General features: G+C 67.6%; 16 protein-coding genes. 6 read left to right on the top strand and 10 right to left on the bottom strand.

Features of this window, described 5'->3' with window-relative positions; all coding sequences use genetic code 11:
• Window positions 1-24 precede the first annotated feature (24 nt).
• From leuA to ACZYYX_RS00900, 8 genes are all read right to left on the bottom strand, one after another.
• Window positions 25-1,830, bottom strand: coding sequence for a 2-isopropylmalate synthase (gene leuA, locus ACZYYX_RS00935; protein WP_463812531.1), 1,806 nt, complete (start codon window positions 1,828-1,830; stop codon window positions 25-27).
• 234 nt (window positions 1,831-2,064) lie between these two features.
• Entirely contained in the window at window positions 2,065-2,724 is a 660-nt protein-coding gene (locus ACZYYX_RS00930) for a helix-turn-helix domain-containing protein (RefSeq protein ID WP_463812530.1), read from the bottom strand.
• 11 nt (window positions 2,725-2,735) lie between these two features.
• Window positions 2,736-3,914 carry an NAD(P)/FAD-dependent oxidoreductase gene (locus tag ACZYYX_RS00925; RefSeq protein WP_463812529.1) on the bottom strand — a complete coding sequence of 393 codons (1,179 nt, stop codon included), beginning with the start codon at window positions 3,912-3,914 and terminating at the stop codon, window positions 2,736-2,738.
• Between the two features lie 2 nt (window positions 3,915-3,916).
• Entirely contained in the window at window positions 3,917-5,272 is a 1,356-nt protein-coding gene (locus ACZYYX_RS00920) for an FMN-binding glutamate synthase family protein (RefSeq protein ID WP_463812528.1), read from the bottom strand.
• Window positions 5,272-5,961, bottom strand: coding sequence for a protein glxC (locus ACZYYX_RS00915; RefSeq protein ID WP_463812527.1), 690 nt, complete (start codon window positions 5,959-5,961; stop codon window positions 5,272-5,274). Before ACZYYX_RS00915 ends, ACZYYX_RS00920 begins: the two co-directional genes overlap by 1 nt.
• Complete coding sequence (locus ACZYYX_RS00910; protein ID WP_463812525.1) at window positions 5,949-6,866, bottom strand: class II glutamine amidotransferase domain-containing protein; 918 nt, start codon at window positions 6,864-6,866, stop codon at window positions 5,949-5,951. Before ACZYYX_RS00910 ends, ACZYYX_RS00915 begins: the two co-directional genes overlap by 13 nt.
• Window positions 6,867-6,889: 23 nt before the next feature.
• Window positions 6,890-8,200 carry a type III glutamate--ammonia ligase gene (gene glnT, locus ACZYYX_RS00905; RefSeq protein ID WP_463812524.1) on the bottom strand — a complete coding sequence of 437 codons (1,311 nt, stop codon included), beginning with the start codon at window positions 8,198-8,200 and terminating at the stop codon, window positions 6,890-6,892.
• A 116-nt stretch (window positions 8,201-8,316) separates the two neighbouring features.
• Complete coding sequence (locus ACZYYX_RS00900) at window positions 8,317-9,570, bottom strand: ammonium transporter (RefSeq protein WP_463812523.1); 1,254 nt, start codon at window positions 9,568-9,570, stop codon at window positions 8,317-8,319.
• Between the two features lie 117 nt (window positions 9,571-9,687).
• Between ACZYYX_RS00900 and ACZYYX_RS00895 the strand changes: the two genes are divergently transcribed.
• Window positions 9,688-10,395, top strand: a complete 708-nt coding sequence (locus ACZYYX_RS00895) for a class I SAM-dependent methyltransferase (RefSeq protein ID WP_463812522.1) — start codon at window positions 9,688-9,690, stop codon at window positions 10,393-10,395.
• Here the strand turns inward: ACZYYX_RS00895 and ACZYYX_RS00890 are convergent, their stop codons facing one another.
• Window positions 10,396-10,977 (bottom strand): nitroreductase family protein, encoded by a 582-nt coding sequence (locus tag ACZYYX_RS00890; protein WP_463812521.1) that lies wholly within the window; start codon window positions 10,975-10,977, stop codon window positions 10,396-10,398. It abuts the gene before it with no gap.
• 98 nt (window positions 10,978-11,075) lie between these two features.
• Here ACZYYX_RS00890 and ACZYYX_RS00885 point away from each other — a divergent pair, with 98 nt between their 5' ends.
• From ACZYYX_RS00885 to ACZYYX_RS00875, 3 genes are read left to right on the top strand one after another with little or no spacing between them, the layout of a single operon-like run.
• Window positions 11,076-12,341, top strand: coding sequence for an aspartate kinase (locus ACZYYX_RS00885; protein ID WP_463812520.1), 1,266 nt, complete (start codon window positions 11,076-11,078; stop codon window positions 12,339-12,341).
• Window positions 12,342-12,372: 31 nt separating this feature from the next.
• Window positions 12,373-13,410: an aspartate-semialdehyde dehydrogenase gene (locus ACZYYX_RS00880; protein WP_463814749.1), complete on the top strand. Its 1,038-nt coding sequence runs from the start codon at window positions 12,373-12,375 to the stop codon at window positions 13,408-13,410.
• 38 nt (window positions 13,411-13,448) lie between these two features.
• Entirely contained in the window at window positions 13,449-14,552 is a 1,104-nt protein-coding gene (locus tag ACZYYX_RS00875) for a DUF4185 domain-containing protein (protein ID WP_463812519.1), read from the top strand.
• A gap of 35 nt (window positions 14,553-14,587) precedes the next feature.
• On the opposite strand, the gene ACZYYX_RS00870 is transcribed toward ACZYYX_RS00875, so the two are convergent.
• The gene (locus ACZYYX_RS00870; RefSeq protein ID WP_463812518.1) at window positions 14,588-15,118 is read right to left on the bottom strand and encodes a hypothetical protein; all 531 of its coding nucleotides are present in this window, start codon (window positions 15,116-15,118) and stop codon (window positions 14,588-14,590) included.
• Window positions 15,119-15,231: 113 nt separating this feature from the next.
• Between ACZYYX_RS00870 and ACZYYX_RS00865 the strand changes: the two genes are divergently transcribed.
• The gene (locus tag ACZYYX_RS00865) at window positions 15,232-15,690 is read left to right on the top strand and encodes a hypothetical protein (protein WP_463812517.1); all 459 of its coding nucleotides are present in this window, start codon (window positions 15,232-15,234) and stop codon (window positions 15,688-15,690) included.
• 84 nt (window positions 15,691-15,774) lie between these two features.
• Entirely contained in the window at window positions 15,775-17,217 is a 1,443-nt protein-coding gene (locus tag ACZYYX_RS00860) for a catalase (RefSeq protein ID WP_463812516.1), read from the top strand.
• The last annotated feature ends 157 nt before the right edge of the window (window positions 17,218-17,374 follow it).

The following is a 17,374-nucleotide window of genomic DNA, read 5'->3' as shown; positions in this document are numbered from 1 at the left end:
AACACAACACTTTTCAAGATCAGCTCAGCGCCGGGCGGCCCGGTTCACCGCCGACACCACCGCGCGCAGCGACGCCGTCGTGATCGAGGTCGCGATCCCGACACCCCACACGGTCTTGCCGTCGATCGAGGCCTCCACGTACGCCGCGGCCTGCGCTTCTTCGCCCGAGGACATGGCGTGCTCGGAGTAGTCGAGCACGTTGACGTCGTAACCGATCGCGCCCAGCGCATCACAGAACGCCGCCAGCGGCCCGTTGCCGGCGCCGACGATCTCACGTTCCGCGCCGTCGACCTTGACGACCGCGGTGATGGTGTCGGTCCCGCCGTCCACCTCGGCGGCGTCGACGCGTTGCCGCATGCGCTCCAGCGGTGTGATCGGCGCCAGGTACTCCTCGTGGAACGCGTCCCACATCTCCTTCGGCGACACCTCGCCACCCTCACCATCGGTGATCGCCTGGATGGCCGCGGAGAACTCGATCTGCAGTCGCCGGGGCAGCGCCAACCCGTGGTCGGCCTTCATGATGTAGGCCACGCCGCCCTTGCCGGACTGCGAGTTCACCCGGATCACGGCCTCGTACGTGCGTCCGACGTCCTTGGGGTCGATCGGCAGGTAGGGAACCTGCCACAGGATGTCGTCGACATCCGAATCCTGTTCGTCGGCCGACACTTTCATCGCATCCAGGCCCTTGTTGATGGCGTCTTGGTGACTGCCGGAGAAGGCCGTGTACACCAGATCGCCGCCGTATGGGTGCCGTTCGTGGACGGGCAGCTGATTGCAGTACTCGACGGTGCGGCGGATCTCGTCGATGTTGGAGAAGTCGATCTGCGGGTCGACGCCGCGGGAGAACATGTTCAGCCCCAGCGTCACCAGGCACACGTTGCCGGTGCGCTCGCCGTTGCCGAACAGGCATCCCTCGATGCGGTCCGCGCCGGCCTGATAGCCGAGTTCGGCTGCGGCGACGGCAGTTCCGCGATCGTTGTGCGGGTGCAGGCTCAAGATGATGCTGTTGCGCGGGGTCAGGTGCCGGTTCATCCACTCGATGGAGTCGGCATACACGTTCGGCGTGGCCATCTCCACCGTCGCCGGCAGGTTCACGATCAGCGGTACCTCGGGCGTCGGCGCCACGATCTCGGCGACGGCGTTGCAGACCTCGACGGCGTATTCCAGCTCGGTGCCGGTGTAGGACTCAGGGGAGTACTCGAAGCGCCACTGGGTGCCGGGGTACTTCTCGGCCTCCTCGACGCACATCCGGGCGCCGTCGGTGGCGATCTTCTTGACGGCGTCACGGTCGGCGCGGAACACGACGCGGCGCTGCAAGATCGACGTCGAGTTGTAGAAGTGCACGATCGCGCGGGGCGCGCCTTCACAAGCCTTGAAGGTCTTCTCGATCAGCTCGGGGCGGCACTGCGTCAGCACCTGGATCGTCACGTCGTCGGGGATCGCGCCCTGCTCGATGATCTCGCGAACGAAGTCGAAGTCGGTCTGACTCGCCGACGGGAAGCCGACCTCGATCTCCTTGTAGCCCATGCGGACCAGCAGGTCGAACATCCGACGCTTGCGGGCCGGGCTCATGGGGTCGATCAGCGCCTGGTTGCCGTCGCGCAGGTCCACTGCGCACCACAGCGGGGCCACGTCGATGACCTTGTCGGGCCAGGTGCGGTCGGGCAGCGTGACGGGCTCTACTTCAGCGGCGAAGCTGCGGTACCGGTTGACCGGCATCGCGGAGGAGCGCTGGGTGTTCCAGGCGGGCTGGCCGTCAGGACGGGGACCGGCAGGCGTGGTGATCGTGCGTACCGAATGGAAGGCGTCGGGGGTGAAGTTCTCGGTCATGATGTGGGCTCCGGGTTGGTCTTGGGAATCTCAGACCGGCGCATCGCGAATACCCGCGACGGGAGGCCAGTCTGGATCAGACCCCGTCGCGGCGTCCGAGAAGGAGCACCCGCTGCACGCGGATGACTGTACTCCCGCGGGCGCGCCGGGCAAAACGCCGGTTGTGCGACCGCGGTGGTGCGGTGTCATCCGCGACACGCCGCGGCGGGCGTATCGGGACGCACACTCGGCGCCTCAGATGTGTGAGTCGGGGAACGCGATCACCGACAGGAACCGGATCGGTACCTCGACCAGGTCGACGGGACCGTGCGCGCCCTCGCCGTCGAACTGCAGCGAATCGCCGGGGTGCAGCCGGTAGACCGAGCGACTGTGGCTGTAGTCCATGACACCTTCGAGCATGTAGATGAACTCGGTGCCCGGGTGCTGGAACAGCGGATACGTCCGGCTTTTCTCCGACAGCGTGACCTGCAGACACTCCAGGCGCTTGTGTTCGCCGCGCAGCGAGCCGAGCAGTTCGTAGTCGTGCCCCTCGCGGGTACCCTCGCGCACGATCCGCGCGCCGGTGCCCGACCGCACGAACGCCGCTGGGCGCTCGACGTCGGCGCCGCGGAACAGGCTCGTCACCGGCACGTCGAAACCCTTGGCGAGCAGCGCCAGCGTGGACAGGCTGCAGGACGTCTGCGCGTTCTCGATCTTGCTCATCATCGCCTTCGAGATGCCGATGCGTGCGGCGGTGTCGGCGACGGTGAGGCCCTGCTGCAGCCGCAGAAGCCTCACGTTGCGTCCGATCGCCGTCTCGATCTCGAGTTCGTCGACCGGCTCCTGCGGATCGCGGTCGCGGGCGGTGCCGGACTTGTTGCGCAGCAGCGATGCGTGATCGTCAGCAGAGGTCACAGCTCACCTGTCTAGCGCATCTGTCCGGCGCCGACGTACGGGTACGGCGTGGTGAGCAGGTCGCCCTCGGCGAAGCGGGACAGCCGAAAATCCGATGCGGGAATGCGGGGGTCGCGGCTGTGCCCGTCGGTGACGATGTCGGCGGCGAGCCTGCCCACCGCAGGCGCGATCTTGAAGCCGTGCCCGGAGAAGCCCGCGGCGACGACGACGCCGTCGAGATCGGTGCGGGAGATCACCGGATTCCAGTCGGGCGTCACGTCGTAGCAGCCGGCGTAGCTACTGGTGATGACCGCATCGGGGAAACCGGGGAAGCGGGTGCCGACCTTGTCCACGGTGAGGTCGACGAACTCTTCGGTCGCCCGGTTGAGATAGCTGTCCGGGTCGGCGGTCTGCGCATCGCTGAGGTCACTGTTGCCGAAGAGGATCTCGCCACCCACCTCGGGCCGCACGTACTGCAGCGAGACCAGATCGGAGAACACAGGCACCGGAGGAAGATCGACGCCGGGGTCGATCAGCACGATCTGCTCGCGTACGACGCGGATGGGGACGTCGATGCCGTACGGCGCGAGGAACGGTTGTGTCCACACCCCGGTGGCGACGACGACGGTGCCCGCGGCGATCTCGGTGCCGTCGGCCAGTGCGACCCCGGTCACGCGATCGCCACTGGTGGTCAATCCCGTTGCGGCACAGCCCTGGAGGATGCGGACACCGGCTGTCCGAGCTGTCGTGGCGAATGCCTGGGCGGTCTGGTACGCGTCGCCGTACCCGCCGCGCGACTCGTACCCGAAGGCCGCGAAAGGCTCCAGATCGGCGAACGGCCACAGTGTCGCAACCTCGCTGCGGTCGATCTCCTCGGTGTGCACGCCGACGGCTTGTTGGGCGGCAAGGCTTTTCCGTAGCGCGTCGACGTTGGCTTCGCCGACGCCGACGACATAACCGGTCTGGCGGAACCCGATGTCGGTGCCGAAGATGTCGATGGCCTGCTCGAACACCTCCAGCCCGGTGGCCGCCATCGCGGCCAGCGAGCTGACCCCGTAGTGGCAGCGCACGATGCCGCTGGACTTGCCCGTCATACCGGAGCCGACAGTGCCGCGTTCGACGACGACGACGTCCGTGACGCCGCGCTCGGCGAGTGCCCATGCCGTCGCGCATCCCTCGAGCCCGCCGCCGACGATGACGACGTCGGCCATGTTCACAGTCCCGGAATCCACGACGTGCCGGCCAGAGGGACCTTCGCCATCGCGGCGGCCTCGATGCTGACCGCGACCAGATCGTCGGGTTCGAGGTGGCAGACGTGGGACTTGCCGCATGCCCGCGCGATCGTCTGCGCTTCCATCGTCAGCACCCGCAGGTAGTTGGCCAGTCGCCGGCCGGCGGCCACCGGGTCGAGGCGGGCGGCGAGCTCGGGATCCTGGGTGCTGATGCCCGCCGGATCGTTGCCGTCCTGGTAATCGTCGTAGAAACCTGCTGCGCTGCCCAGTTTTTCGTACTCGGATGCGTAGCGTGGATGGTTGTCGCCCAGCGCGATCAGGGCAGCGGTGCCGATCGCGACAGCATCGGCGCCCAGCGCCAGCGCCTTGGCGACGTCGGCGCCGTTGCGGATGCCACCTGAGACGATCAACTGGACTCCAGCCTTTCCCGTCGCTCCGCTCGCCCCGGTCCTGTGGACCCCCAGCTCCTGCAGCGCGCGTACCGCCTCGGGGATCGCGGCCAGAGTGGGGATGCCGACGTGTTCGATGAACACCTCTTGGGTGGCGGCGGTCCCGCCCTGCATGCCGTCCACGACGACGACGTCCGCGCCGGCATGCACCGCGAGTTTCACGTCGTAGTAGGTGCGGGTGGCGCCGACCTTCACGTAGATCGGCTTCTCCCAGTCGGTGATCTCCCGCAGCTCGTTGATCTTGATGGTCAGATCGTCGGGGCCGGTCCAATCGGGATGGCGGCACGCCGAGCGCTGATCGATGCCCTGAGGGAGCGTGCGCATCGCAGCGACGCGTTCGGAGATCTTCTGCCCCAGCAACATTCCACCGCCACCGGGTTTCGCGCCCTGGCCGAGAACCACCTCGATCGCATCCGCCTTGCGGAGGTCGGCGGGGTTCATCCCGTACCGAGACGGCAGGTACTGGTACACCAGGTGCTTGCTCTGGCCGCGCTCCTCGGGCGTCATGCCGCCGTCTCCGGTGGTCGTCGACGTGCCGACCTCACTGGCGCCGCGGCCCAGCGCCTCCTTGGCCGGTCCGGACAACGCGCCGAAGCTCATGCCGGCGATGGTCACCGGGATCGCCAGGTGCAGCGGGTGTTTGGCGTGCCGGTCACCGAGAACCACGTCGGTGGCGCAGCGTTCGCGGTAGCCCTCGAGCGGATAGCGCGACATCGACGCACCCAGGAACAGCAGGTCGTCGAAGTGGGGGAGCCGGCGTTTGGCGCCCCAGCCGCGGATGTCGTAGACGCCGGTGTCGGCGGCGCGCTGGATCGCGGCGATGGTGGCGCGGTCGAAGGTGGCGGACTCGCGCAGGCCGAGGCGCGCGCGGTCGTCGGTGTCGGTCATCAGTAGCTCGCAGAGTTGTCGACGTGGAAGTGATACAGCGATCGCGCGGAGCCGTAGCGGGTGTAGGCGGCGGTGTCGTCGTCCTCGAAACCCGCTGCCTTGAGCAGTTGTTCGAGCTCTTCGTGGTGTTCGGCGCGCATCGGCTTGGCCACACAGTCGGCGCCGAGGGAGGCCACCTCACCCCGCACGTAGATGCGCGCCTCGTACAGCGAGTCGCCGAGTGCCTCGCCGGCGTCGCCGCGCACCACGAGACGGCCGGCCTGGGCCATGAACGCGCTCATGTGCCCGACGGTGCCGCCCACCACGATGTCCACGCCCTTCATCGAGATGCCGCACCGTGCCGCGGCGTCGCCCTCGATCACCAGCAGGCCACCGTGTGCCGTCGCACCAGCGGACTGGGAGGCGCTGCCTTTCACCCACACCGAGCCGCTCATCATGTTCTCCGCGACACCGGTGCCTGCGTTGCCGGCGATCACGACATCGGCCTGCTGATTCATGCCCGCGGCGTAGTACCCGACGTGGCCGTTGACCGTCACGCTGATCTGCGCGTCGAGGCCGACGGCGACGTTGTGCGCACCGGCGGGATGGTCGATGACGAACTCGCCCTGCAGGTCCGGGGCGTGCAGCGCGGCGTTGACCTCGCGCAGTGTCGTGGTCTGGAGGTCGAAGCGTGTCATCAACGGCTCCATGCGTAGACGACCTCCGGTTCGGGTTCCCAGATGCGGGCATTCTCGACGCCGGGAAGTCCTGACAAGGCGCGGTATTCACTGGCCATCGCCACCCAGTTGGTGGTCTCGGCGATGACCGCGGGTTTGCACGCGATCGCATCCCGGACCACGGCGAACGAGTCGCGGTTGGACACCAGCAGCGTGTAGAAGCCGTCGAAGGTCGCGCAGAGCTCCTTGAGCGCGCTCTCCACGTCGCGGCCCTCCGACAGCTGCGCCGCGATGAACCGGGCGCCGACCTCGGTGTCGTTCTCGCTGTCGAACACCACGCCGCGGGAACGCAGTTCACGACGGATGGTGGCGTGGTTGGCGAATGACCCGTTGTGGACCATGCACTGGCCCGGCCCGACTGCGTAGGGATGGCAACCCGACGGGGTGACCGCGGACTCGGTCGCCATCCGTGTGTGGCCGACGCCCTGCCAGCCCTGCGCCCCGGCCAGTCCCCATTGCTCGGTGAGTGCGCGGGGGTGGCCGACACCTTTGAGGACCGCCATATCGGAGCCGAAACCGGCGATGATCGCGTGCGGGTAGCACGACCTGACCGCCGCCAGCAGCGCCTCCGACGACGTGTCGCAGGACAGCAGGTGGCTGTCGCCGACGGCGACCACGTCGACGGCGACCACATCCTCGTCGAGGGCGGTGGCCACGGTGCGTCGGACCAGCTCGACGTCTTCGGCCCGCCCGGTGCCCAGATCGGCCACCGATACGCAGCCCTGACCCGGCGGGGCCCACGCGGGATCGCCGTAGACGGCGACGCCGGCCGAATCGCTTCCCCGGTCGCCCATTTCGCAGAGCATGCTGCTCAGCAGGGTGCCCAGGTGGGAGTAGAGCTCAGGTGTGCGCAGGTGCAACCCGACGATGCCGCACATTGTGTCCTCCGTGTTCAGCGCTGTCAGAAGGCGGTCAGGTACTGGTCGATCTCCCACGGGCTGACCGCGCTGTGGTAGTCGAAGAACTCTTCGCGTTTGAGGCCGGCGAAGTACGCGGCGACCCCGTCGCCGGCGGCGTCGAGCACGCCTGAGATGACGGTGTCGTTCTCGAATTCGTCGACGGCGTGCAGCAGCGTGGGCGGCAGCGGGCGGGCGCTGATCCCTGATCCGACTGCACCGGGATCGGTGCTGCGTTTGATTCCGTCGAGGCCGGCGCCGAGCGCCGCGGCGATCGCCAGGTAGGGGTTGGCGGAGCCGTCGCCGCCGCGCAACTCGACACGTTGGTTGTCCGGCACCCGGATGTAGTGGGTACGGTCGTTGCCGCCGTAGGTAGGCAGGCGGGGCGCCCAGGACGCACCGGAGCGCGTGGACACTGCGCCGGTTCTCTTGTAGGAGTTGACCGTCGGTGCGATCACCGCCTGTAGGGCGCAGGCGTGGTCGAGGATTCCGCCGATGAAACCGTATGCGGTGTCGGACAACCCGAGGCCTCGGTCGTCGGCGCCCTCAACGGGGAACACTGCGTTGCCCGCGCTGGTCAACGACAGGTGCAGGTGCAGGCCGCTGCCAGTCTTGTCGGAGAACGGTTTGGGCATGAACGTCGCGATCATGCCGCGCTCCGCGGCGATCATCGACAGCAGGTACCGCAGCGTGACGACACGATCGGCCGTGGTGATCGCGTCCGCGAAGGTGAAATTCTGCTCGAACTGGCCGTTGCCGTCTTCGTGGTCGTTGGCGTAGTTGGACCAGCCGAGACCGTTCATCGCGGCCGAGACGGTCGTCAGGTGGTCGTACATTCGGGTCACCCCGCGTGCGTCATAGCAGGGTTGGGACGCCGTGTCTGCCGCGTCGGCGACCGTGACGCCACCGTCGGCGGTGCGGCGCAGCAGGAAGTACTCGACCTCCGCGCCCACCCACGGCTCGAATCCGCCGTCGCTGCAACGTTGTACGAGATTCTTCAGGATGACCCGAGGGGCGTAGGGCCAGGGTGCGCCGTCGACGTGGGGGTCGCAGTGCACGATCGCGAGGCCCTCCTTGAGGAAGGGGACCGGGGTGAACGAGGCGGGGTCGGGCAGGGCCATCAGGTCCGGGTCCTTGGGCTCCTGACCCATGGCCCCGACGGCGTAGCCGGCGAAGCCGACGCCGTCGGTGGCCAGAAGGTCCACGGCCTCGACGGGAACCAGCTTGGCGCAGGGCTTTCCGCGCAGGTCGACGAAGAGCGCGAGGATGAATTTGGTACCGGCCTTCTCGGCTGCGATCGCGAGGTCCTGGGTCATGGCGTCCACCTTGTGTCTCTTGTAGGGAATCAATGTATCAGTAGCGGAAACACCCCGCACATCGAACGGCCGGTGCGAACGATGGAGCTGTTCGCACCGGCCGGCCGAGTGATCCGTTAGACGGGAGCGAGTTCGTACGACGCCTCGCGGTGGAACGCGGCGTCGATGCCCTTCTCCTCGTCGTCGGGCGAAATGCGGATGCCGACAGTCTTTTTCAGCGCATAAGCGATGATGCCGGCGACGACGAACGAGTAGACCATGACCGCGCCCGCTGCCACGGCTTGGCGCCACAGCTGGTCGAAGCCGCCACCGTAGAACAGGCCGTTGGTCGCATTGGGCATCGAGTCGCTGGCCAGGAGGCCGATCAGCAGGGTGCCGATGACGCCACCGACCAGGTGCACCCCGACCACGTCGAGCGAATCGTCGTAGCCGAAGCGCTCCTTCAGGCCCACCGCGTAGACGCACACCGCGCCGGCGATCGCGCCGAGGATGATGGCACCGACGGGGGTCACCGCACCGCAGGCGGGGGTGATCGCGACCAGGCCGGTGATCGCACCCGAGGCCGCGCCGACGCCGGTGACGTGACCGTCCTTGATCTTCTCCACGGCGATCCACGCCAGCGTCGCCGCGCAGGTCGCGACAAACGTGGTCACCATGACGATCGCGGCCGAATTGCCCGCTGCCAGGGCCGAACCACCGTTGAAGGCATACCAGCCGGCCCACAGCAGGCCGGCACCCAGCAGCGTCAGAGGCACGTTGTGCGGCTTGCGCAGCTGACCCCAGCTCGCCGACTTGCCGAGCACGATGGCGACGGCCAGCGCGGCCGCACCGGCGTTGATGTGCACCGCGGTGCCGCCGGCGAAGTCGATCGCCTTGAGTTTGTTGGCGATCCAGCCACCGGCCGAATCCTCGGTGACCACGCCGTCGAACGCGAAAACCCAATGGGCGACCGGGAAGTACACCAGCACCGCCCACAGCGTCGCGAAGCCCATCCACGCGCCGAACTTCATCCGGTCGGCGACCGCACCGGAGATCAGCGCCACGGTGATGGCGGCGAACAGCGCCTGGAAGATCGAGAACAAACTGACCGGCAGGCCAGAGATCGTGGTCTGCGTCTCGAGAAGATCCTTCATTCCGGCGAATTCGGTCAGGTTGCCGAGGAAGCCGCCGTAGGAGGTGCCGAAGACCATCGAGAAGCCGAACAGCACCCACAGCACGCCGACCACGGCGACCGCGCCGAACGTCATCATCATCATGTTCGTCGAGCTCTTGACGGACACCATGCCGCCGTAGAACAACGCGAGACCGGGGATCATCAGCGTGAGGCCGATGATGCAACACAGCATGAACGCGGTCGTCCCTGTATCCATAGAGTTCTCCTGCGATTACCGGCTCCGCTGCGGAGCCGTTCACCGACAGTTACCGATGTCTCTGTTACGTGGACTGTTTCCTCAGGTTTCGGGCGCGTAACGAGATTGGAGGGAGCCATGCCGGACGAGGTGGGGCGCGCGCCCCAGTACGACGTGTTCGCCGACGAATTCCGTGATCACGCCTACGACGGCCTGTTCAATGCCCACTACGACCGCCCGGCGTGCCTTGCGCTCCTCGGCGACGTGGCAGCAAAGACCGTTCTGGACGCGGCCTGCGGTCCGGGGCTCTACGCCGCCGAGTTGATCCGGCGCGGCGCCGCCGTCGTCGGATTCGATCAGAGTCCCCGGATGGTCGAGTTGGCGCGCCGGCACGCCCCAGCCGGACGCTTCCGGGTCCACGATCTCGCCGAACCCCTGCACTGGGTCGCCGATGAGTCCGTCGATCTCGTGCTGTTCGCGCTGGCGCTGGAGTACGTCGACGACCGTGTCGGCGCGCTGCGCGAGTTGCGACGGGTGCTGCGCCCCGACGGTGCCCTCGTGCTGTCGCGCCAGCATCCCACCGGCGACTGGCTGCGCCACGGGGGGAACTACTTCGAGAGCAGGGTGATCGAGGAGACGTGGAGTCGTGGCTGGAGGGTGCGTTACTGGCTGGCGCCGCTCGAGCAGACCTGCGACGAGCTGCGCGCCGCCGGCTTCCTGATCGAGCGGTTGACGGAACCGCGGCCGGTCCCGGAGGCGGCGAGCATCGACGCGGACAAGTACCGCCAGCTGACCCACGAACCCACCGGCTTCATGGCCATCCGGGCGATCCCGGACCCGCGCTGATCAGCTCAGCGGCCAGTTGAGCACGATCTCGTCCAGCGGGCGCCGTTCGCGGGGCGCGCGATCGCGCTCGGCGATGTCGGGGTCTACGTCGGCGTAGTCGCCGAGCCGGCCGACCGCGATCACCATCAACGGGCGCAGCTCTTCGGGCAGATCGAACGCCTCGACGGCCCCCTCGGTAGAAAAGCCCGCCATCGGGTGCACGATGAGGCCCCGCGCGACGGCCTCGACCGACAGCATCCCCAGGGCCGACCCGGCGTCGACACAGGCGTACTGCGCGGTGTTCTCGTCAGGTCCCTGATCGGCGCACAACAGGATCAGGGCGCTGGCCACCTTGGCGTAGCTGTTCCCTCCCCTGAGCAGGTCGGCCAACGTGCCGAACGTCTCGTCGCCGCGGCGGGCCACCACGAACCGCACCGGCTGGCGTCGCCCCCACGTCGGCGCCCACCGGGCGGCCTCGAGGAGCGCGATCAGCTCGTCGTCGGTGAGGTCGGCCGCCGGATCGAACGCGCGCGGACTCCAGCGAGCAGCGATAGGCGGGTGCACGGGGACCGAGGTCTGGGCCAACCGATCAGGGGACGTCACACCGGCGACGCTACTGGCGCGAATAAATCGGGAGCGCGCAGCCTTTATCCTTGTTCGGGATCTCCCCGGCTGTCGAAACAGTGATGAAAGGTTCTGCAGTGGCGCTCGTCGTACAGAAGTACGGCGGATCCTCGGTGTCCGACGCCGAGCGCATCCGCCGTGTGGCCGAGCGCATCGTCGAAACCAAGAAGGCCGGCAACGACGTCGTGGTCGTGGTCTCGGCGATGGGCGACACCACCGACGAGCTGCTCGACCTGGCCAAACAAGTCTGCCCGGCCCCGCCAGCTCGCGAACTCGACATGCTCCTGACTGCTGGGGAGCGGATCTCCAACGCGCTGGTCGCGATGGCGATCGAGTCGCTCGGTGCCCAGGCCCGCTCCTTCACCGGCTCCCAGGCCGGCGTGGTCACCACCGGCACCCACGGCAACGCCAAGATCATCGACGTCACCCCCACCCGGCTGCGCTCGGCGCTCGACGAGGGCCAGATCGTGCTCGTCGCCGGCTTCCAGGGCGTCAGCCAGGACACCAAGGACGTCACCACCCTCGGCCGCGGCGGCTCCGACACCACCGCCGTCGCCGTCGCAGCGGCCCTGAACGCCGACGTCTGTGAGATCTACACCGACGTCGACGGCATCTTCACCGCCGACCCGCGAATCGTGCCCAACGCCCGGCGCCTGGACACCGTCTCCTTCGAGGAGATGCTCGAGATGGCCGCGGCGGGCGCCAAGGTGCTGATGTTGCGGTGCGTCGAGTACGCCCGCCGGTTCGATTTGCCCATCCACGTCCGCTCGTCGTACTCCGACCGGCCGGGCACCATCGTCACAGGATCGATCGAGGACATCCCCATGGAAGACGCCATCCTCACCGGAGTAGCCCACGACCGCGGGGAGGCGAAGGTGACCGTCGTCGGCCTGCCCGACGTCCCCGGCTACGCCGCCCAGGTGTTCCGCGCGATCGCCGACACCGACGTCAACATCGACATGGTGCTGCAGAACATCTCCAAGGTCGAAGACGGAAAGACCGACATCACGTTCACCTGCTCGCGGGAGAGCGGGCCGGGCGCGGTGGAGAAGCTGACCTCCCTGCAGGACGAGATCGGCTTCACCCGGGTGCTCTACGACGATCACATCGGCAAGGTCTCGCTCATCGGTGCCGGCATGCGCAGCCACCCCGGCGTCACGGCGACCTTCTGCGAGGCGCTGGCCAAGGCCGGCATCAACATCGACCTGATCTCCACCTCCGAGATCCGTATCTCGGTGCTGATCAAGGACACCGAACTCGACCGCGCCGTCGCCGCCCTGCACGAAGCCTTCGGGCTCGGGGGCGACGAGGAAGCCGTCGTCTATGCGGGAACGGGACGCTGACTATGGCCGGGCGAGCGAAGCGACGGGGGAAATAATGGTCAGCATCGGTGTTGTGGGAGCGACCGGCCAGGTCGGTCAGGTCATGCGAACCCTGTTGGTGCAGCGCGACTTTCCGGCCACCGAGGTCCGGTTCTTCGCCTCGGCCCGCTCGGCGGGCAAGAAGTTGGAGTTCCGCGGGCAGGAGATCGAGGTCGAGGACTCCGAGACGGCCGACCCGTCCGGACTGGACATCGCGCTGTTCTCCGCCGGTGCGACGATGTCGCGGGTGCAGGCGCCGAGATTCGCCGCCGCGGGCGCAGTCGTGATCGACAACTCCTCGGCGTGGCGCAAGGATCCCGATGTGCCGCTGGTGGTCTCGGAGGTGAACTTCGCGCGGGACGCCGGGGTGCGGCCCAAGGGCATCATCGCCAACCCGAACTGCACGACGATGGCCGCGATGCCGGTGCTCAAGCCGCTGCACGAGAAGGCCGGCCTGGTGCGCATGATCGCCTCCACCTACCAGGCGGTCTCGGGCAGTGGGCTCGCCGGTGTCGAGGAACTGTTCGGTCAGGCCAGCGCCGTGGTGTCCGAGAGTCAGGCGCTGGTGCACGACGGGAGCGCCGTGGCGTTCCCGGCGCCGAACAAGTACGTGGCGCCGATCGCGTTCAACGTCGTTCCGCTGGCCGGATCGCTGGTCGACGACGGCTCCGGTGAGACCGACGAGGACCAAAAGCTGCGCAACGAGAGCCGCAAGATTCTCGGGATTCCTGACCTCGCAGTGTCGGGTACCTGTGTGCGGGTGCCGGTCTACACCGGGCATTCGCTGTCGCTGAATGTCGAGTTCGCACAGCCGTTGTCGGCCGCCGAAGCCACCGAGATCCTCTCCGGCGCGCCGGGCGTCACGCTGGTCGACGTCCCGACGCCGCTGGCGGCCGCCGGTGCCGATGAGTCGCTGGTCGGCCGCATTCGGCAGGACCCGGGCGTGCCCGACGGTCGAGGGCTCGCGCTGTTCGTCTCCGGCGACAATCTGCGAAAAGGCGCGGCGCTGAACACCATTCAGATCGCCGAGTTACTGGCCGCCCAGCTCTAGTACGCCGAAACCGACGTTTGGGCGGGTAAGTGCGAGAGATGGGCGCCATTTCGTCGATCTCGGCGCTGCTGCTGCCGCCCGCGCTCACCCTCGTGCTCGCTGCCGGGGCGAATGCCACGCCGGTCGAACTGCCGCCGCTGCAGCCGGGGCAGGTGCTGCGCGTCGGCCCGGTGGCCGGAACCGGAACGCCGACAGCCGATTACGGTATCGGTGCGACGGACCTGTGCGAGTTCATGCAGTTCCCCTCCGGCATCCTGCAGGTGTGCGGTGACAGCTTCGCCGGCCAGGGCGTCGGCTTCGGCGGGTGGTACTCGCCGATCGCACTACATGTCGTCGACGGCTCGCTGGAAGACCCCGGCGGAGTGCGCTACGACGGAGTGACGGGTATCGGCACTCCGCTGCTCGCCGACCCGACGCCGCCGGGTTCGTCACAGCTGCCCGCGGGCATCGTCGAGATCAACCGCGAGAACTATCTGCTCGTCACCACGACCAAGGATCTGCGCCCCCAGTCGTCACGGCTGGTCAAAGCTGATGCAGGACAGGGCAGATGGGCCACCGTGCCCGGCTCTGTGCGCGACGCCGGCTATGCCGGCGGCGGGCAGTCCCAGATCAGCGGTTACTACGATCCGATCCCGACTCCTGACTCGCCGCGGGGTTGGGTGTACATCGTCGCGAACAATTTCGATCGCACCGGCCCGCTGACCCTCTACCGGACTCCGCCGCAGACGTTCACCGATCGGGCTTCCTGGCAGGCGTGGTCTCCCGCCGGATGGGGCATGCGGCCGGCCCCGCTGTGGGGTGACCGGATCGGTGAGATGAGCGTGCGCCAGATCGACGGGCGGACAGTGCTGTCGTACTTCAATGCCAGCACCGGGAACATGGAGATGCGCGTCGCCGACGATCCGACCCAGCTCGGAACCGCACCGGTGACCACCGTCGTCGTCGCGGCGCCCTGGCCGGAGCAGGCCGACGATCTGCCTGCGCCACAGGACAATCGGCTCGCCCAGCCCTACGGCGGCTATCTCTCGCCTGCCTCCACACCCGATGCCGTGCGCGTGTTCGTCAGCCAGTGGAACACCGCCCCCCGTGGCGGAAGCCCGTACCGCGTCATTCAGTTCGCGGTGAACCCGCTCAAACCCTGATCGCAGGTCTCTCACCGAGATCCACCGAGCGAGCCTCATGGCACCCCGAGCGCCGGCACCATCTCGTCGGGCGCCGCATCGCGGTATCCCGGGCAGCTGGTTTCGATGCTGAAGCTGTGCCCCTCGAGCTCGCTGTCGTTCGGCGGCATCCGCCCGCGGACGGTGTAGGTGTCGTCGACCTTCGTGCCGACGACGGCGTCCGGGTCGGCGACGAAACCCCTGAGGTCGTCGTGGCGGAGCCCGACTCTGAACACCGTGATTTGGCGATGACGGCCAATGTGCAGGCGGACCATTCGACGTCGCCCCTCGCTCACCAGGATCACCACACTGTCATCCGGCTGTCTGACACAGCTCACATCCCGGGTGGTGATGGTACGGCGTTCGCCGTCGTACTGGATCGACGTGACCACCTCGGGGCCGTGGCCCGCGCAGGCGCTGAGGATGACGACGATGACAAAGATCGACAGGGAGGTGGGCCTTTGGTAGCTCAGAACGTGACCCCACCGCCGCCGCGCCAACGTCCGCCGGGCCAGGGTCCGTCGATGCCGATCATGGCTTCTCCCCACGGTGACGTTTCCGCAAGATATCCCGAGCTTCGACTGACTACCAGCGCAGCCTCATAGCCAATTCACAGGCCACACCTAACCGTTGTTGTGCGTCGTGGAGCAGGATCGTGCGCATGAGTGAGACACCGCCACCGTCGACACCCTCGTCACCCCCGCCGGACCACAACGAGCCCGTTACTGGACCCGTCTTCACGCCGCCACCTCCCACCTCCACCGAGCAGCCGGCCACCTACCCGGGCCCGCCCCAGACCGTGTACGTCGAGCGGTCCAGCCGCCTCAGCAAGGTGGCCGCTTGGGTCGGCATCGTCGCCGGGTCGCTGTTCATCGTGGTCGTGATCTTCGGTGCGGGCTTCTTCACCGGGAAGGCCGTCGGCAACCACCGCGACTACGACCGCGGCCACGAGATGATGATGCGCCCCGGCCCGGCGATGTTCCCGATGGGCCCGCCGGGAGGGTTCCAGCGCGGTCCCTCCTTTTCGGGTCCCTTCGGCCCGGGACAGATCATCGAGATCCCGCGCCCACCCGGCGGTTCTCCGCAGGCTCCCGACACGCCGGCGCCGCCGCGGCCCTGAGGGCGGATTTTTCGCGCGGCTTTGGGGGTATGCGGCGGTGGATGGCGGCTCAGCCCGACAGCCGCCCAGCGCCGAGGAGATCAGATGTCTGAGAAGTACGCGACCACCGACGGCGGGGCACCGGTCCCCAGCCTCGAGCACTCGCTGACCGTCGGTCCCGACGGGCCCATCCTGCTGCAGGACCACTATCTGCTCGAACAGATGGCCAACTTCAACCGGGAGCGCATCCCCGAGCGTCAGCCCCACGCCAAGGGTGGGGGCGCCTTCGGAGAGTTCGAGGTGACACACGACGTCAGCGCGTTCACCAAGGCGGCTTTCCTGCAACAGGGCGTCAAAACCGAGATGGTGGCCCGGTTTTCGACGGTGGCCGGCGAGCGGGGCAGCCCAGACACCTGGCGTGACCCGCGCGGGTTCGCCCTGAAGTTCTACACGTCGGAGGGCAACTTCGACATGGTCGGCAACAACACGCCGGTGTTCTTCCTGCGCGATCCGATGAAGTTCCAGAACTTCATCCGCAGCCAGAAGCGGCTGCAGGCCTCCAACGTGCGCGATCACCACATGCAGTGGGACTTCTGGACGTTGTCCCCGGAGTCGGCGCATCAGGTCACGTGGCTGATGGGGGACCGTGGCATCCCGAAGACATGGCGGAACATGAACGGCTACTCCAGCCACACCTACAGCTGGGTCAACGCCAGCGATGAGCTGTTCTGGGTGAAGTACCACTTCAAGACCGATCAGGGCATCGACTTCCTCACCCAGGAGGACGCCGACCGGCTGGCGGGCGAAGACGGTGACTACCACCAGCGGGACTTGTTCACCGCGATCGAGGACGGCAACTTCCCGAGCTGGACTCTGCACGTACAGGTGATGCCGTTCGAGGACGCGAAGACCTACCGCTTCAACCCCTTCGATCTCACGAAGGTGTGGCCGCACAGCGACTACCCGCTGCAGCAGGTCGGCAAGATGACGCTCAACCGCAACGTCGTCGACTACCACGCCCAGATCGAGCAGGCCGCGTTCGAACCGAACAACATCGTGCCGGGCACCGGTCTGAGCCCCGACAAGATGTTGCTGGCACGCGGCTTCTCCTACGCCGACGCCCACCGGCACCGGCTCGGGGTGAACTACAAGCAGATTCCGGTCAACGAACCCAAGGTCGAGGTGCGCGCCTACTCCAAGGACGGGCCGATGCGCATCCACAACGTCACCGATCCCGTGTACGCGCCGAACTCGATGGGCGGACCCGAGGCTGATCCGCGGCGGGCTTCGGAAGTGCACTGGGCGTCCGACGGGGACATGGTGCGCTCGGCGTACGCGTTGCGGGCCGAGGACGACGACTGGAGTCAGGCCGGCACCCTCGTGCGGGACGTTCTCGACGACGACGCGCGAGATCGACTGGTGCACAACATCGTCGGTCACGTGTCTGACGGTGTGAAGGAGCCGGTGCTGTCCCGGGTCTTCGAATACTGGCGCAACGTCGATCCCGATCTGGGCAAGAAGGTCGAAGAGGGCGTGCGAGGCGCCTAGGTCTGCAGCGAGTGCACGGTTTCTGACAGTTTTCGCGCGAAATCCGTCAGAAACCGTGCGCTCAGCGCTGACCCGGATAGGGCAGCAGCGCCATCTCCCGCGCCGTCTTGATCGCCAGTGCGACGGGCATCTCGCCGCGGTGGGCGAGCCCGCGCAT

The organism is Mycobacterium sp. IDUB_1, assembly GCF_055419625.1.
Note: the sequence above shows the minus strand (reverse complement) of the source record. Positions and strands in the feature narration are given on the sequence as shown.

Bases quoted from the DNA above. Each gene is read 5' to 3' on its own strand.
- leuA (WP_463812531.1), bottom strand. From the start codon at position 1,830: ATGACCGAGAACTTCACCCCCGACGCCTTCCATTCGGTACGCACGATC.
- ACZYYX_RS00925 (WP_463812529.1), bottom strand. From the start codon at position 3,914: ATGGCCGACGTCGTCATCGTCGGCGGCGGGCTCGAGGGATGCGCGACG.
- ACZYYX_RS00920 (WP_463812528.1), bottom strand. From the start codon at position 5,272: ATGACCGACACCGACGACCGCGCGCGCCTCGGCCTGCGCGAGTCCGCC.
- ACZYYX_RS00915 (WP_463812527.1), bottom strand. From the start codon at position 5,961: ATGGAGCCGTTGATGACACGCTTCGACCTCCAGACCACGACACTGCGC.
- ACZYYX_RS00910 (WP_463812525.1), bottom strand. From the start codon at position 6,866: ATGTGCGGCATCGTCGGGTTGCACCTGCGCACACCTGAGCTCTACTCC.
- glnT (WP_463812524.1), bottom strand. From the start codon at position 8,200: ATGACCCAGGACCTCGCGATCGCAGCCGAGAAGGCCGGTACCAAATTC.
- ACZYYX_RS00900 (WP_463812523.1), bottom strand. From the start codon at position 9,570: ATGGATACAGGGACGACCGCGTTCATGCTGTGTTGCATCATCGGCCTC.
- ACZYYX_RS00895 (WP_463812522.1), top strand. From the start codon at position 9,688: ATGCCGGACGAGGTGGGGCGCGCGCCCCAGTACGACGTGTTCGCCGAC.
- ACZYYX_RS00875 (WP_463812519.1), top strand. From the start codon at position 13,449: ATGGGCGCCATTTCGTCGATCTCGGCGCTGCTGCTGCCGCCCGCGCTC.
- ACZYYX_RS00865 (WP_463812517.1), top strand. From the start codon at position 15,232: ATGAGTGAGACACCGCCACCGTCGACACCCTCGTCACCCCCGCCGGAC.
- ACZYYX_RS00860 (WP_463812516.1), top strand. From the start codon at position 15,775: ATGTCTGAGAAGTACGCGACCACCGACGGCGGGGCACCGGTCCCCAGC.